The following is a 16,630-nucleotide window of genomic DNA, read 5'->3' as shown; positions in this document are numbered from 1 at the left end:
TAAACTTGAAAAGGCGAGGTTCGCTTCAGATGTTTTGTCATATCTCCTTATCCTTATATTTTTCCTTGCAAAATAATAAAAGAGAGGGCTACCCCTCTCAATCATCAACATTCAATATGTTGTACTTTCTTAATACCGCAATAACCTCTTCGTAGACATCATCCTTAGAACCTGAAGCGTCTATCTTCTCCATTTGATAAGGACAGTGGTTCTCATAATATTCTTCGTATCCTAACTTCGATAAACTATGGAATCTCATACTTTCATTGTCTAGTCGATCTTGTTTTCCCGTTCTTTGTTCCAACCTACTCAATGCTACATCAGTTGGTATATCGAAGTATATTTCCAAATCAGGCAAAACGTTTAACGCCTTCTGATTTTGTTCCCAAACAAAATCATATCCAAGACCCCTCGCTTTTGCTTGGTATGCCATCGAACAAGCCACTGAGCGACTCCCGAAGACTAGCCCTCCATTTTCGACAGTAGGTTTTACGATCGTTCGATTTGTTTGAGCTCTACTAGCAGCATACAAATATACTTCCGCCACACTAGTGATCCCTGATTCTTCAATTTCTTTATATGCTTTACGAAGGTATTCTTTTGTAATCTCTAAGACTTCGTCACTGTTTAGCAAATATTCAATAGTTGATAAGCGATTGTCATCTTCTATGTCTAATATAACTGAACGAATTTTTTCAGCTTCTTTACTTCCACCAGGCTCTCTGAGCTTGGTAGCATTAGGGAATTTCTTAATTACCTCATTGTATGTTGTATCTTTCCCGCTTCCGTCTGGACCGGTGAAATTTATGTATCGAAATACTTTTGACATATGCTAACCCTCCACTTAATCTACCTCAGAGCTTACTAATTTCGACAAGATAGCACCGAACTTGAACTCTGGTGTCGCCAGGAATGGAATTGATATTGCTTTGGGATACTACCACAACCGCTTCCCCTTTATCAACATCAATTTCCATAATAAAACCTTCAGAATTATTTAGCTCACCTTTATTATCTGAGATGATCTTCACTCTATCTCCAATTTCAAACCCTTTATGTTCAATATACCCACCAATATGCAAGGGAACTTCTTCCTCTGGTACAGGTTGAGGTTTAGGGTGCCCAAGTATATGCCTTACTCCGCTTGGTGTCTTAACTCCATGGTATGTTTCGTTGTTTGAAATCATTTCTACAAACACATATCTCTCATATCCGGTCATTACTTTTTCTTTAAGTTGTCCCTTTTTGGTTTCATATGTTTCTTTTGGAACAAACACTCGAAAAATTAAATCTTTGTACCTGTTTGTTTTTGAGAGTTTAGTTAAGTCTCTCATGACCTTAAATTCATAGTTTTGATTAACTACTACAATATACCATCCTTTTTCTTGATTTTGCTTGTTATTTTGATTTTCTTCCTCCATAAAATTCTCCCCTTTATAAGTTAATATATATTTTTTAATATTTATTTTATCTAAAAACAAGGTTTTGCTTGTTTTTTAATACGGAACTCCACATAAAACCATTAAACATAATAAAAGGTGTATTTAGAGGTTATATTGACCTTTTATATGTTTTTACAATATAATTAACCTATAAAGGAGGCTTTTTTCATGGCAAAACAACCCCAAAATTACGGTGATGAACAGGTTCAGGTCTTAGAAGGTCTAGAAGCTGTTCGGAAACGACCAGGTATGTATATTGGATCGACCTCAGGAAATGGTCTCCACCACTTGGTTAAAGAAATAGTGGATAACTCTATTGATGAACACTTAGCTGGACATTGTTCAACGATTTCAGTAATTATACATAAAGATAATTCCATAACAGTAAAAGATAATGGACGCGGTATACCAGTTGGGAATAATGAAAAACTCGGCATACCTACTGTAGAAGTAGTGTTAACCGTTCTTCACGCTGGTGGTAAATTCGGCGGAGCTGAGTCGGGGTACATTAAATCTGGTGGTTTGCACGGAGTTGGTGCGTCGTGTGTAAACGCACTTTCCGAATACATGACCGCTACCGTTAAAAGAGATGGTAAAGTCCATAGAATTGAACTTTCAAAAGGGGATACTGTTAAGGAACTTCAAGTCATTGGGGAATGTCCCGAAGAAGAAACTGGCACAGAAATGTGGTTCAAACCAGATCCGACTATTTTCAAGGAAACGACTGTTTATGACTTTGAAGTTATCAGCTCACAACTAAAAGAAAGTGCCTACCTAAACAGAGGCTTGTCCCTCTCCATTACAGATGAAAGAAGCTATGACGAAGAAAATGAAACCTTTTTAAACGAAACTTTTTGTTTTGAGGGTGGGGTTTCTCAGTTCGTTACGGATATTAACGAGGCAAAAATATTAAAGTCTAAACGAGACATTGAGTTAATCAATGAAAAAGTAATATATATCAGCGATGAACAGGATGGCATTTCTGTTGAGGTAGCGTTCCAATACATTGATGACTTTGAGAAAGATGGCTTACGTAGTTACGCCAATAACATAAGGACTACTGAGGGCGGAACGCATGTAAAGGGTTTTAGAACCGCGATTACCAACAGCATTAAAAATTACATAACAGCCAAACAGATGGTCAAGCCAAAAGACATGCCTAAAGGTGATGACAATAAGCAAGGTTTAACTGCAATTGTATCTGTTAAACACCCCGACCCAGAGTTCGAGGGACAAACTAAAGGGAAATTAGGAAACGCTGAAGTTTCGAACATCGTTTCAACGCTAGTTTCTGACAACTTAAATCGTTATTTTGGGGAGAATCCGAACGAAGCCAATGCTATTGCGGAAAAAGTCATTCGTTCCTATAGAGAGCGAATTGCTGCTCGAACTGCCCGAAATATCGAGCGCAAAAAGAAGTCAGGTGACTCCACTCTTCCAGGGAAACTCAAAGATTGCGTTGGAAAGGATTTTTCAAAAAGAGAGATCTTTTTCGTTGAGGGTGATTCCGCAGGTGGGTCGGCTATTGATGGAAGAGAAAGACTCTACCAAGCTATCTTAGCGCTAAGAGGGAAAGTAATTAACACTGAAAAAGCAACGCTAAAAAATCTATATAACAACAATGAAATTGACGCAATTCGAAGGGCGCTTGGCACTGGTTTAGGAGACGACTTTGATTACTCAAAACTACGTTACAACAGGATTATTATCATGACTGACGCCGACGTTGATGGTCATCATATTTCTATCCTTTTGCTAACGCTATTTTATCGTTTCCTTCGCCCGTTAATCGAAAACGGTCACGTTTATTTAGCTAATCCTCCGCTATATAAAATTCAAAGTGGTAAAAAGGTTGAGTATGCCTACTCTGATGAAGAATTACAGGAAGTCTTGATTAGATTCGGAAACAACGCTGAAGTGCAACGCTACAAAGGTCTCGGTGAGATGAATAATACTCAGCTTTGGGAAACTACGATGGATCCTGAAACAAGAACTTTGTACCAGGTGCAACTAGAAGATGCTGAGCGAGCTGAAATAGTTGTCACTAACTTCATGGGCGACAAAGTGGAACCTCGAAAGCAGTTTTTAGCTGAAAATAGTTATAAGGCAGACATAGACGCATAAGGAGTTGTTTTAGATGTCTCAAGGTAATGTTAAAAAAGTAAGTATTGTAGATATTATGGAACGTAGATGGCTAGATTATGCTATGAGTGTAAACGTTAGTAGAGCGATTCCAGATGTTCGCGATGGTTTAAAACCTGTACACCGTAGGGTTCTGTATGCGATGTATGATTTGAAGATGACTCATAGCTCTCAATACAAAAAATCCGCTAGGATAGTCGGCGAAGTAATCGGTAAGTATCATCCTCATGGCGACTCTTCTGTTTACGATAGTTTGGTACGTATGCAACAGAAATGGAATCTACGTGCTCCCTTAATAGATGGTCATGGGAATTACGGTTCTATTGACGGGCTACCAGCCGCTGCTATGCGTTATACAGAAGCTCGGTTACATAAGATATCATCTGAGCTTTTGCGTGATATAAATAAAGATACTGTAGACTACGGTGACAATTTTGATGGCTCTGAAAAAGAACCCATTGTACTCCCTTCAAGGTTCCCTAACCTTCTAGTTAACGGCACTCAGGGTATTGCTGTTGGATTAGCATGTGTCCACGCTCCTCATAACCTCAGAGAGGTAATCGATGCTGTTGTGCATTTGATAGACAATCCAGATGCTCAAATAGAAGAGTTGGCGGAATACATTGAAGGTCCAGACTTTCCTACTGGTGGTTATATCATGGGAACAGATGGGATCAACAGTGCGTTTTTGACGGGTAACGGTTCGATCACAATTCGAGGTAAATGCCACATTGAAGAGACTGATAAACACACTCAACTAGTAATCACCGAACTCCCCTACCAAGTTCCTAAACAAGCTCTTATCGATAAAATCGATGAAGAGCAAATCAAATACAACCGTTATGAAAAAGATTTAAATAACAACAAACAAGTAGAAAAACAAGGACACGACTTCCGTGTTCCTAACGGGATTCGCGATGAGACTTCTCGTGTCAATAAAAACAATACAGTTAGAATTGTTATCACGCTTAAAAGGGATGCGAACCCAGAAAGCACTCTTAATCATTTATACAAGCACACCCCTCTTCAAACTACATTCTCAGTTAACTCTAATGTTTTGGTTCCTAAAAAAGACAATAGAGCTTTGCGTGAGCCGAAGTTGTTGAACCTCAAACAAATGATTGAAGAATATGTAGTGCATCAAAAAGAAGTTGTTACGAGAAAGTCAAACTTCGAGTTAAAAGAAAGACAAAAAGAAGTTTACTTCTTAGACGGTCTTATTAAAGCGCTGGATAAATTGCAAGAAACCATTGATACGATTAAAAATGCTCCTTCTCGTAGACAAGCGTTACTCGATCTTATGAGTCTATTGGATGTAAACGAAGATCAAGCTGATAGCATTCTAAAGAGACAGCTATCTACCATTGCGAATTTTGAGCAAGACGAAAAGAGAATCGAGCACCAAAACTTGGTGAAGGAAATCAAGAGGTTGGAAACTATCCTCTCTGATGAAACTGAAATCATGAACATCATCAAAGATGACTTGAAAACCATCAAGGAAAAATATGGTGAAGAACGAAGAACAGAGATTCTTCCAGCTGTTGAAGATATCGATTATGAAGATACCCTCCCAAATGAAGAAAACGTTGTGACGATCACAAATGAAGGATATATCAAAAGGACTCCTGGAGATGCTTATCGCACTCAGAGAAGAAAAGGTCGCGGCATTAATGGTATGCAAACTCACGATGGTGATTTCATAGAACACCTAGAACTCGTATATACCAAAGACACCCTACTCTTCTTCACTAACTACGGTAGAGTCTATAAGTTGAAAGCTTATAAGATACGGGAGAACCTCGCAAATGCTAGAGGAATATACATCAATACTCTTATTAATCTCCAACCAGGCGAGAAAATTCAAAGCGTTTTGCCAATCAAAGAATTTTCGGATGAGCAGCATTTGATATTTGCCACTAAGAACGGCATTGTTAAAAAGACTTTGCTCTCAAAATACGAAAACATCAGACGTAACGGTATAAACGCAATTCGCTTAGATAAAGACGACCTGTTGATTGGAGTTAAGTTAACTAGTGGCGATAACGATGTGATCCTTGTAACTAAAAAAGGCATGTCAATTACCTTTAATGAGTCCGAAGTTCGAAATTCTAGCAGAGATACTCGTGGGGTAAAGGGTATTACCTTAAGTTCAGAAGATGATGTCATTTCTCTTGATATACATAAAGAATTTGCAGACCTATTTGTAGCTACAAACAATGGGTATGGTAAACGCACTCCTTGTTCAGAATTTAGACCTCAACGCAAGGGCGGTAAAGGTTTTAAGGCTATTCGACTGACGGAGAAGAATGGTGAAGTAGTTGGAACTTGTGCAGTTACAGAGGAAGATCAACTTATGTTAATCACGAAAAATGCATTTACGGTGAAATTGGAAGTCAGTGAAATATCTCAATTCAGCAGAAACACTCAAGGCACTACAGTGATCAATCTGAAAAAGGGTGACTCTCTCGTTAGAATCGCGAGAAACACTGAGGAAGAGTTCGATGAAGAATAATAAAAAGACCTTTTAGGTCTTTTTATTTTATTAAATTATATGTTTTATTAATATTTATGTTGTTAAAGCGGTTGCTCAGGTGATAATATGAGTATAATGAACTGAATCAGAAAGGATGTTTTATACATATGTTCACATTTTCTGGAATAGGACGTGTAGGTGCAGCACCGAAAAAATATACCGCCAATACCGCTAAAGGCAAAAAGCCAGTTGTGAGTATTCCGGTGTATTTTGATAATGTTGAAATGTACAAAGACAGAAAAAAGTATAAAGACATACCTGGAAGAGTATCGATTTGGGATGAGAAAGACCATAATTGGCTAATGCAATATTGTAAGCCTGGTTCCCTTCTAAAAGTTACTTCTAGTCAGTTTAGACTTGGTACATATACTCAGCCAGATGGAACCGAGATGGTATCTCTAGATATGACCTCAGAAAGTGTAAGGTTTGCCAATTTCGGCACTAAGGATTCCGGAAGAAACGAAAGTAATTATCAAAATAGTAATAGTCATTCCAATACTCAAAAGAATGAATCGACTACTCAAGACACAGTATCCACTTCAGAGAATAGTGCATCTGATGACGATCCGTTTAATTTAGACAGTGAGATTGAAATAGACTTAATAGAACAATAGGCATTTAATTTCCTTGCCCTATTGTCTTCGGGGATAAAAGGTTGCTTAATTAAGCAACCTTTTATTTTTTTTAGGTGTTTTCAATTTTTTGTTAAATCCAAATACAGCTATGATCTAGGAATGAAAGCGAGGCTCAATTAATGAAGACCCAACCAAGTAAAATATGGGCTGTTTTTCTTTGCATCTCTCTCCTTCTATTGTCTTACCTTCTAGTCAACAACTGGAAAAGCGATGTCGACTTTGAGTCAATTGAACAAAATGATATTTCAGAGGAACATGTTGTGTTCATCACTATGAAAGAAAAATCCTATGGGACTAAAAAGCGCGGCTTCGATTCTCTTTTAGAAAGTTTGAAAGCTTGGGAATATGATGAGCCGAATAAAGAAGTAAGAATTAAATACTCTAGCTTATTACCCAAAACCAGTACAAAAGCGGTTGTAGTTTACGATAAAGGATTCGACTCATTTGAAAAACATGAAGAGATCCTTTCTATTGACTCTTTCCCATACCTTTACAACTTTAATGAAGAACCACTCTTCACGCTCCATTATGCAGATGCACACGGAACCGCATTTATTAATTACAAAGGTAATACCGTCAAATTAGAACAAGGAAATTCTATTGAAGATACATGGATTGAGAACTTTAAATTACATCGGATGGAAATTACCAATCACGGCATCTTCCCAAAAGAGAATTTCAAACTACTTAAAGATGAAAAATAAAACACGCAATCGCGTGTTTTTTATTTTAATATATTTTTTTATGTAATTTCATCTGATATACTACCGTAAACCTAAGGAGGTGTTCATTATTGGAATTTAAACTTGATTTATCTTCGTTACAAAACGCTGTCAAAGACCTAAGCACAATTATTAGTGATGGCGAAAAAACAAGTAAAAGAGAATACCCGTTCACTTCTTTCAAATCAAAAAATAATAATGCGCGAATCGGCGTAGTTGATGGAAGCCATCACAATATTAATGGAGCTAACTCAGTATTTAGTACGATTCGAAGTGGATATCAAATATACCGTGACAATGAACTCATAGAAGAGTCAATCGACCCTATATCAGTTGAATTAATAACAAACACAAAAGATTTTAAGACCGGTTACATAGCGAAACACGAATCGTACTTTACACGCGTTACTGATGAGATCCCTAACGGTGATATGGAATTTGATAAAGTAACCGAAAGGATAAGGACTCTCCTGGAGTGGGAGAAGATCAAGCAATTGGTAGATAAGTTACAAGCTGGTGACATTGTACTGTTCGACGGCTCTTTGATGAGTGGTGTTATTTCCACATCTAGCATTTTCTTCGAAAAGCTATCCTCAAGAGCCAAAAATAAAGGTGTGTCTCTTATTGGACTTTCAAAGGACACAAGCCTATCAATAGAGTCCGTCCCTGTCCCCTTCGTCCTCCTAGAAGCGGCTAAAAATCAACATCCAAATAAAAATTGGTTTGTGCCTTTAAATGATACTTACTTTGTGAAATTCCGCCCAAACCATGAACAGGTATTCCGATTGGACGCTGTTCTTCCTGAAAACACAACGATAGATTCGGTCATCAAAAGATTAGGATCTTATTGTTATGCAGCTGGTATGGAAGGTTATCCCTACCCTCTCCAATTCATTCATGACGCTGTCATCATTGATGAAATGCAAAGGAACCAGTGCTTTTCTCTTTTCCAAGAAGAATGTTTAAAATCGAATATTTCAAGGCGTTACTTCGAGCAAATGTTCTCAATTTATCATGATCAACTAGACCAAATTTCTTATGGGAGGTAATGCTATTGGATAAAAATAAACGATATATCGGACGAATTTTCGGGGATGATCTATTGGAATTGAAATTTGTATTTGATCAGCCTCATAAAAAAGAAAATAAAATCACCAACGGCGAAATCGTAATTTGTGAAGATTCCGAGGACCCGATTAAATATTATTTAAGAGTAACGAATGTAAAGTATGGTCAAGACCCAAGATGGGCTCAGTTAATCGCAAGAGGTTATAACAACATGGAAAGAAATCAACATCTTAGCGACGAACACGAGAACCCTACCGAACTATATCAACCCAATCAAAAAGACCAACTCTTTCAAATTGGAGTCTGTGAGATATTAGGTATGCTGGATGAAAATGAAAACTTCCTCTCTCCTAAGCAACTCCCCTCCTATTTCAGCCCTGTTAGAAAGTTACATACTTCAGATTTTGAGAATAAGTCTCTTAAGAACAAGTTAGGCGACATCCCCATTGGTAAATTTCGTTCAGGTTTTGATGTGTTAGACATTGGTGCAGGCATTTTTGAAGAACTTATTGAGTACCATACTGCAATGTTCGCTTCAACCGGTAATGGAAAATCAAATACGATGAGAATCATTGTTTCTGAAATTATGAAACTTCGCGGTAAGATAGGTATGCTGATCTTTGAGCCTCACGGGGAATATATTCATCATTTAAAAAAACACCCACTCCACTCTGAGCAACTTGAGATCTTTTCGCAAGATGGTCGAAACGGAGAAAGAAAACTACGTATTTCTTACGATATGCTGACCGTAGATTCTTTAATGAATGTGAGAAAGCAGATGCAATGGACCGAACCTCAAGAGCGGTTAATGAGAGAGGCGGAATACCTTTACGGTAAAGATTGGTTCCTCACTCTAACTGATACCCCCTTTGACGAACAAGAATTGATGTTGTTACAGCGCAAACGACAAAAAGATGGCAAATCGGATGCATATGATTTTGATATAAATGATATTGAGGAAACAGCTAATGGTGAAGCCGAAATGCCAGAGCTGCTCAAATTCTTATTCCCTAACACTAACCAAGATACCCTCAAAGCTACAAAAGCGAAGTTGCAAAGGGTAAGAAATGCGCCTTATTTCACCGAAACAAAAGAACAAAACGACCTTAATGAACTTATGAGTCATCTGAATAAAGGTAAGGTTGTATTGATTGATATGGTTTCACTAACTAAACTACATGAAATATTACTATCTTCCATTCTATCTTCAGAGACATTTAAACGTCGTAGTAGAGCTTACACGAAAGATCCAATTGCATTTGAGAATGTACCTCCAGTTTCTATCGTGTTAGAAGAAGCCCAGCGTGTGCTAGGGAAAGATGATGATACTGAAGGTAATATATTTGCTACGATATGTAACGAAGGAAGAAAATATAAAACTGGAATTTTTCCTGTTACTCAGCAGCCTAAACTACTAAATGGAAACTTAATGTCGCAGTTTAATACCCTGCTTATCTTAGGGATTTCAGATGAGGACGATTTTGCTGTCCTTAAGGGGAAAAGCAAGAAGCCGATTAATAAACTTCAACGTGACATACAGTCTCTGATGCCAGGAGAAGCAATTATTGTTAGTCCCAAACATCCCTTCCCTGTGCCCGCTAAGATCCATTTCTTTGATGACTACATAGAAGAACAAAAAAAAGAACTTAGAGCAGAATCATCATTCCCCGAAAGAAAAAGTTATGACGGATTTTTTTAAAGAGCCCGAGCCACGGCTCTTTTTTTTGTTCTCCAATCATTCAAATGCCAGTTTCCATATTATAAAATGATACATCTGATTCAATAAGGAGCGAACTATATGACTAAAAAGTCAATGCTAACTTTCTTACATACTGCCGACACTCACGTAGGTCACAGCGGAAACGCAAGCCTCCATAACGAATACCGCTCCTTGCAAATCGACAAAAAGACAGACTACGGTGTCAACGTTAGAACAGACGACATAAACCGCTCTTTTTCTCAAACCGTAGACCATGCTATTGAACAAAAGGTTGATGTCATTCTCCACGCAGGAGATGGATTCGATAAATGGGGATATAAACAACCATTCATTTTTGATTACTACGCTTCCGAAGTTAAAAGAGCAACTGATGCAGGGATTGTATGGATACAAATTGCTGGGAATCACGACTTCGCTAAACAAGCGGGAAAAGGCAATTACCTCTCTACTCTCTCCAACTTGATTGATAATTGTTACACGGTTTATCGAGGAATTTATGAACCAATACATCTAGAAGAATTCAACACAACTATTCATTGCGTCCCCTCCACCTTTAATCAAGAATTCTTTAATGCAGAGCTTGATAAGGTAGAAAGAATTGATGGTCATTACAATATCCTAATGACCCACTGTGGAGTCACTACGATAAAAGCCTATGCAGAGTATAGTGAGAACTCTATCGTTGTCACACTGGACAAGTTAATGAAACTAAATATGGACTATGTCGCATTAGGTGATTATCACGCTGAAACAGACTTTGGACAAAACGTTCATTTTAGTGGCAGCATTGAACGCTTAGGATACGGAGAGATCAACAACAAGCCTTCAGTTAAATTAAATAAGGTGTATTGTTACGGCACAACATATTCCACTGAGACTTCAAAGTTGTTCCTTAAAGTAAGACCTATGATTGACGTTGAGGAGTTAGATGCCAAGAACATGGGTTTAACAGAGATTAATCAAGGAATTATCAATAGACTATCCTCTTGTGACCTCACTGATAAAATAGTTCGCTTTCGTGTTCGTCACCTACCTAAGCACCTAAAGAGGCAAATAGACAAAACTACAATACATGAAATGACAGAAAAAGCGCTTCACTTCAAATTGGAATTTCCCGATAAGACCGAATCCTCTTTTGACATCTCGACTGGTCACGAAGTTCATTTCGAAGGAATTCGTGAAGGGTTCACATCCTTTGTAGAACGTCTATCAAGCGAAGATAAGTCATTTCCAAAAGACAAACTACATCAACGCGGAGACAAACTACTATCAGAGGTGATGGAAAATGAAGATTATTAAAATACGATTGAAAAATTATAGGCAATATAAAGATCAAACAATATACTTCCCTCAAAAAGGTCTGATTGGAATAGTTGGTGTAAATGGATCAGGGAAGTCCACCCTCCTAAGCGCTATTGAAATTATTCTTTTTGGAAAGAAAAAGAAAGTGAAAAAGTCGATGTTTAAAAACCAAAATATAAACCAACGCGAAAAATATTTTGGTGAGCTGGATTTTTACTATCAAGGAAAATTCCATAGAATTAGACGTCACGAAGACTCCAGTAAATGTTTCGTTCAAATTGATGGCAAGACGAAAGCTGAAGGCACCACTAATATAAACGAGTGGATACAAAATAATATATTTAAGATGGACCAAGAAGCTTTCAACTCCTCATATTATGCGGAGCAGGACGATTTTGATAAATTGGTCAAATTAAATGATGGTCCTAGAGTTGAAATGCTTTCAAAACTGTTGCGCATCGACTCTATAGAAAAAGCTGCAAAGAAAGCAAGAGATGAGTACCGTAAATTAGATATACAAGTAAATGAATCCAAGAGTCACCTTAAGAATAAAGAAGACTTGCTTAATGATATTGAACTCTTTAAGAGTGATTTGGAAAGCTTACAAAACCTTGTGTCTGTTTCAAACGAAAATATAAATCAAATCCAAGAAGAGCAAAAGCAACTGATTCTAAAGCGGGATAAATTAGAGAACGATTCATATTCTTTCCAAAAGTTGAAATCTCAAGAAGAACAATTACTCTCGCACATCGAATATGCTCATTCTAGGGCTTTGTCTCCGTCAATAAAAAGGCTACAGTTCGTGCAAGACCAAAAGGAACGTTATGAGTCCCAGAAAAGCGTTATTAGCAAATATGAAGACCTAATTAAAAAACGAGACAAGATGATTGATGACCGAAGTAAGTTCGAAAGTAAGCAAAAGTTTGCGAAAGACATCAAAAAAGCAGAAGAATTTGTAAAGGATACAGAAAAAGAAATATCTCTGATTTGGGACAAAGAAAGTTCTATTTCTGTTACTCAAGAGGAAATTATCCAAAATGAATCATTGTTAAACGATCTTAATGATAAATTTAACAGCATTCAAAAAGACTTAATTAATAAAGAGAATGAAATCGCAAATAAGCGAAATGCATACAAAGAATTGATGAAAACTCAAGACAAGTTCACTAAGCTTGGTTCAGAAGCGCCCTGCCCTGTTTGCGAACGACCTTTAGCAGAACATTACGAAGACAAGATGAACCACCTTTCTTCTGAAGCAGAAGTGCTCCAATCGCAAGGTACCCTTCTAACTAACGAGCAAAAGATAATTAATGACCGCTTAACTGTGACCAGCAATGAAATTAGTTCACAGAAAGCAGTTATAAACGAACTGAGAGAATTGTCTATTAAAAAAGGGAAATACATTGAACGCCTAAGGATGTTAAAAAGGGAGTTAGAAGGCTATAAAGACCGAGTCGATACTTGGATGATGAGTTTTAGGTTATTAAAAGATGTCACCTTTGATATCGAAAGTTATCAAGCCCTATTAACTGAAATTAACAGCAAGAAACCGCTGTACGAAGACACGCTTTCAATAAAAAATAGTGCAGCTGAAATACCAGAGTTGAAGGCATCTATTAAACAAACAGAAAATGAGATTTCTCAATACAATGAAGACTTGGCAAATGTCAGAACTGCCTTGAGCACCTTGGACTTCGACCAAGAATCCTTCAAAAATTTAAAGCTGCGCATCGAAGAGAACCAAGTTCAGCTTCAGAAACATGAAAAAATAAAGAATGAACATCTTGGAAATATACGAGTCGCTGAAACGGAGATCAAAAACACTAAAGCGAAACTATCCGAAAATGAAAGATTAAACACTCTTATTTCAAACAAGGAAGATGAGATGACTCTTCTTAGCAAATTAGATGAAGTGTTAAAGGCTTATAAAAACGATAAGCTCCGAAAGCTAAAACCTGCTATGTCCGAAATAATGAGCGAACTTATTGATGTGATCACTTCGGGTAAGTATGACCGAATTGACTTGGATGAAAAATACAATATTTATATGTACAGAAAAGGGATTAGGAACCATTTGAATTTCTATTCTGGTGGTGAAGAAAAACTAGCGGCTATTTGTCAGAGGTTAGCAATCTCTAATATTCTTGTTCAACAAACAGGACAAGGGAAGTTTGAAATGTTGGCAATGGACGAAGCCTTTAGTTCAATGGATAACAGCAGACAAGACTCCATGATTGATATGTTGAGGAATTTGAATAGTATGTTCTCGCAAATTTTGATCGTTACCCATTCAGAAAATGTGAAAGAACTATTTGACTATGTCTTAGAAATAGAGACAGATGAAGAGGACTTCTCTACGGCAAAATGGTCTACTCCATGGAATGTAAGCGAAATCGAAGAATTATCAGCAAAATACTCACAATAAGAAACCGCTTTTAGCGGTTTTTTATTTTTGTAAAGGTAACTCTCAATTTTTGTAAAATGAACATAATAGGATGCATTTAGTAATTTTATATTTATTTATATAAATTTCCACTAAAAAAATCTTTGTTTATGTTATATAATGAATCCATTGTGAAAAATAACATAAAAACATATATATAATAAATTTTAGGAGTGAAAACATGAAGCCAGATTCAGTTTACGTAACAGGCGGAATACCGCTTACCGGTAAAGTATCCGTTCAAGGTTCTAAAAACGAAACGCTCCCCATTTTAGCATCGGCAATCCTTTTTCCAGGGGATATTGTACTAACCAATGTTCCAAATTTGAGCGACATTCACGTTATGCTAGAAATCCTAGGTCATTTAGGTGCGGAATATACTTTTGAACAAGGCGTAGTAAGGTTAAACTGCGAGAATATCGAAAACAAACTTATCCCTGAAGAATTCAGTAATAAACTTAGAGCTAGTAGTTTGGTTATTGGTCCCCTACTCGCAAGATTTAAGGAGTGCCAAGTCGGTGCGCCAGGTGGATGTGTTATCGGAAACAGACCGTTAGACATACACTTCAAAGGATTTGAACAATTGGGTGCAATCGTCACAAGAGAATCAGGTTTGATTCATGCGTCAACTTCTGCACTTAAGGGTGATTTTACTTTGGAGTTCCCTTCTGTCGGAGCTACTCAAAATTTAATATTTAGTGCTGTCTTAGGAACAGAACAAGTTGTATTACATAACGTTGCTAGAGAGCCTGAAATTAGCAACATGGTTGAATTCTTAAATCAATCTGGAGCCAAGATTAGATTTAAGGAAGGAGACAATTCTACAATAATCATTCAAGGTGTTGAATCACTTAGTACCGGGTCTTCTTACAAAATTCAACCTGACAGAATTGAAGCTGCCACTCTTCTTACTGCTGCTCTTGGAACAAAGGGAGATATTGAACTCTCCGGTGTAAATGTTAACGATCTCCAACTGTTGTTACAAACTCTCTCAAGTATGGGTGCTCATATTAACATCGGCGATGAAACAGTAGGTGTATCTTACAAAAGACCTCTTGAAGGTGCCAAGATCAAGACTGCTGTATATCCAGGATTCCCAACTGACATGCAATCTCAAATGGGTGTTTTGTTCACGCAAGCGTCTTCTCCTTCTCAAATTATTGAAGACATTTTCAATAATCGGTTAAGGTATTGTGATGAACTGAATAAAATGAACGCTAACATCGAGATCAACGGCAATACTGCTTTCTTTGAACCGAGCAAACTCTCAGGGTGCAAAGTAGAAGGATTTGACCTTAGAGGTTCAGCTAGCATGATTAACGCCGGATTAGTAGCAGAAGGCGTAACTAGAGTACATAACCTACATTATTTGTATAGAGGCTACGAGCGTTATATTGAAAAGCTTCAATTCTTAGGCGCAGAGATCGGTTATTTGGATTAGGGGTGACTGAATTGTTAACAACTATTACAGGTCACATGTTTGCGGGGAAAACAAATGAATTCATTCATCGAGTTAATAGCCTCAAAGAACAAGGCTTCAACGTCCTTTCCCTTAAGCCAAGGGTAGACACCAGATATTCTAAGAATGACATCGTTTCTCACGATAATCTGAGAACAAAAGCCATTTCAATTGATGAAATATTTGAGATCGAAGAATTAATCGAGGAAGAAGAATTCGATGCTGTAGCTATCGATGAAGCACAATTCATTAATGATTGGGATTTTGTACCGCTTATCAATGGTTTAGCAGACAGAGGCATTCAAGTTATAGTGTCGGGCTTAGATACAGATTTTAAAGGTGACGTTTATGGGATCATGGGTGAAATACTAGCCCTTTCCGATAAAGTGGTTAAGAAAAATGGTGAGTGCAATGTATGCGGAAATACATCGAGTAGGACGCAACGACTATCGAATGGAATACCTGCCAAGAAAAGCGACCCTATTTTGTTAATTGGCGAACATATTACATACGAACCTAGATGTAGAAAACACCATGAAATACGTAACTATTGAAAAAGGACCTCGGTCCTTTTTCATTTTTTAAATTGAATCTAATTCTTCTTTCAGAACGACAAATGATGAAACCAAATGAGGATCAAATTGCTTCCCGCTTTGTTCAAATATATAGGTCACTGCTTTTTCGATTGACCAGGGCTCCTTGTAAGTTCTCTCTGTAGTTAATGCGTCAAAGGTGTCAACTATAGCTAGTAATCTAGCTTCGAAAGGGATCTTTTCCCCCTTCAACTTATAGGGATATCCTCCTCCATCGTACCTTTCATGGTGATACAGAACGATGTTCTTGGTGACTTCGTAATAATTATCCTTATCTTCAATGAATCTCTCCAACATATATAAACCTGTAATCGGATGTGTTTCAATAATTATCTTTTCATGTTCTGAAAGAGGACCTGGTTTATATAAAATTCTTTCTGGTATAGAAGCTTTTCCGATGTCATGAACAACACTAGCTTTAACGACTGCATTTTTATAATTCAATGAAAATGATTCACCTGATCTTTTTTCATGCGACTCCATTAACAGCTTAGTATACTCCTCTACTCTTTTGAGATGGTTCTTAGTCTCCGAATGATCAAAGCCTTCAAAGAAATTCATTCGCACCCTC

13 protein-coding genes are annotated in these 16,630 nt (G+C 37.3%); 10 read left to right on the top strand and 3 right to left on the bottom strand.

Annotated features, from left to right (window positions below; translation table 11 throughout):
* Window positions 1–97: 97 nt before the first annotated feature.
* Window positions 98–829 (bottom strand): dTMP kinase, encoded by a 732-nt coding sequence (gene tmk / locus ACXAEY_RS25265; RefSeq protein WP_474816328.1) that lies wholly within the window; start codon window positions 827–829, stop codon window positions 98–100.
* A 25-nt stretch (window positions 830–854) separates the two neighbouring features.
* Window positions 855–1,421 carry a transcription termination/antitermination protein NusG gene (nusG, locus tag ACXAEY_RS25260; protein ID WP_474816327.1) on the bottom strand — a complete coding sequence of 189 codons (567 nt, stop codon included), beginning with the start codon at window positions 1,419–1,421 and terminating at the stop codon, window positions 855–857.
* A gap of 189 nt (window positions 1,422–1,610) precedes the next feature.
* Between nusG and ACXAEY_RS25255 the strand changes: the two genes are divergently transcribed.
* From ACXAEY_RS25255 to ACXAEY_RS25210, 10 genes are all read left to right on the top strand, one after another.
* Window positions 1,611–3,566 carry a DNA gyrase/topoisomerase IV subunit B gene (locus ACXAEY_RS25255; RefSeq protein WP_474816325.1) on the top strand — a complete coding sequence of 652 codons (1,956 nt, stop codon included), beginning with the start codon at window positions 1,611–1,613 and terminating at the stop codon, window positions 3,564–3,566.
* A gap of 13 nt (window positions 3,567–3,579) precedes the next feature.
* The gene (gyrA, locus tag ACXAEY_RS25250; protein WP_474816323.1) at window positions 3,580–6,096 is read left to right on the top strand and encodes a DNA gyrase subunit A; all 2,517 of its coding nucleotides are present in this window, start codon (window positions 3,580–3,582) and stop codon (window positions 6,094–6,096) included.
* A 128-nt stretch (window positions 6,097–6,224) separates the two neighbouring features.
* Entirely contained in the window at window positions 6,225–6,731 is a 507-nt protein-coding gene (locus ACXAEY_RS25245) for a single stranded DNA-binding domain-containing protein (RefSeq protein WP_474816321.1), read from the top strand.
* A gap of 140 nt (window positions 6,732–6,871) precedes the next feature.
* Window positions 6,872–7,456, top strand: coding sequence for a hypothetical protein (locus ACXAEY_RS25240; protein WP_474816318.1), 585 nt, complete (start codon window positions 6,872–6,874; stop codon window positions 7,454–7,456).
* 89 nt (window positions 7,457–7,545) lie between these two features.
* A complete protein-coding gene (locus ACXAEY_RS25235) occupies window positions 7,546–8,523 on the top strand; it encodes a DNA double-strand break repair nuclease NurA (protein WP_474816315.1) in 978 nt (325 codons plus the stop codon).
* A 5-nt stretch (window positions 8,524–8,528) separates the two neighbouring features.
* Entirely contained in the window at window positions 8,529–10,241 is a 1,713-nt protein-coding gene (locus ACXAEY_RS25230) for an ATP-binding protein (RefSeq protein WP_474816313.1), read from the top strand.
* A 99-nt stretch (window positions 10,242–10,340) separates the two neighbouring features.
* On the top strand, window positions 10,341–11,561 hold the full coding sequence (locus ACXAEY_RS25225) for a metallophosphoesterase family protein (protein ID WP_474816311.1): 1,221 nt from the start codon (window positions 10,341–10,343) through the stop codon (window positions 11,559–11,561).
* A complete protein-coding gene (locus ACXAEY_RS25220) occupies window positions 11,548–13,989 on the top strand; it encodes an AAA family ATPase (protein WP_474816309.1) in 2,442 nt (813 codons plus the stop codon). Before ACXAEY_RS25225 ends, ACXAEY_RS25220 begins: the two co-directional genes overlap by 14 nt.
* Window positions 13,990–14,188: 199 nt before the next feature.
* Entirely contained in the window at window positions 14,189–15,448 is a 1,260-nt protein-coding gene (gene murA / locus ACXAEY_RS25215; protein WP_474816307.1) for a UDP-N-acetylglucosamine 1-carboxyvinyltransferase, read from the top strand.
* A gap of 11 nt (window positions 15,449–15,459) precedes the next feature.
* Window positions 15,460–16,020 (top strand): thymidine kinase, encoded by a 561-nt coding sequence (locus tag ACXAEY_RS25210; RefSeq protein ID WP_474816305.1) that lies wholly within the window; start codon window positions 15,460–15,462, stop codon window positions 16,018–16,020.
* 27 nt (window positions 16,021–16,047) lie between these two features.
* On the opposite strand, the gene ACXAEY_RS25205 is transcribed toward ACXAEY_RS25210, so the two are convergent.
* Window positions 16,048–16,620, bottom strand: a complete 573-nt coding sequence (locus tag ACXAEY_RS25205; RefSeq protein ID WP_474816303.1) for an HD-GYP domain-containing protein — start codon at window positions 16,618–16,620, stop codon at window positions 16,048–16,050.
* Window positions 16,621–16,630 lie beyond the last annotated feature (10 nt).

The sequence above is a fragment of the Anaerobacillus sp. ABA4_114 genome (assembly GCF_056159065.1).
The sequence above is the reverse complement of the archived record's forward strand: the minus strand, read 5'-3'. Positions and strand labels throughout refer to the sequence as shown.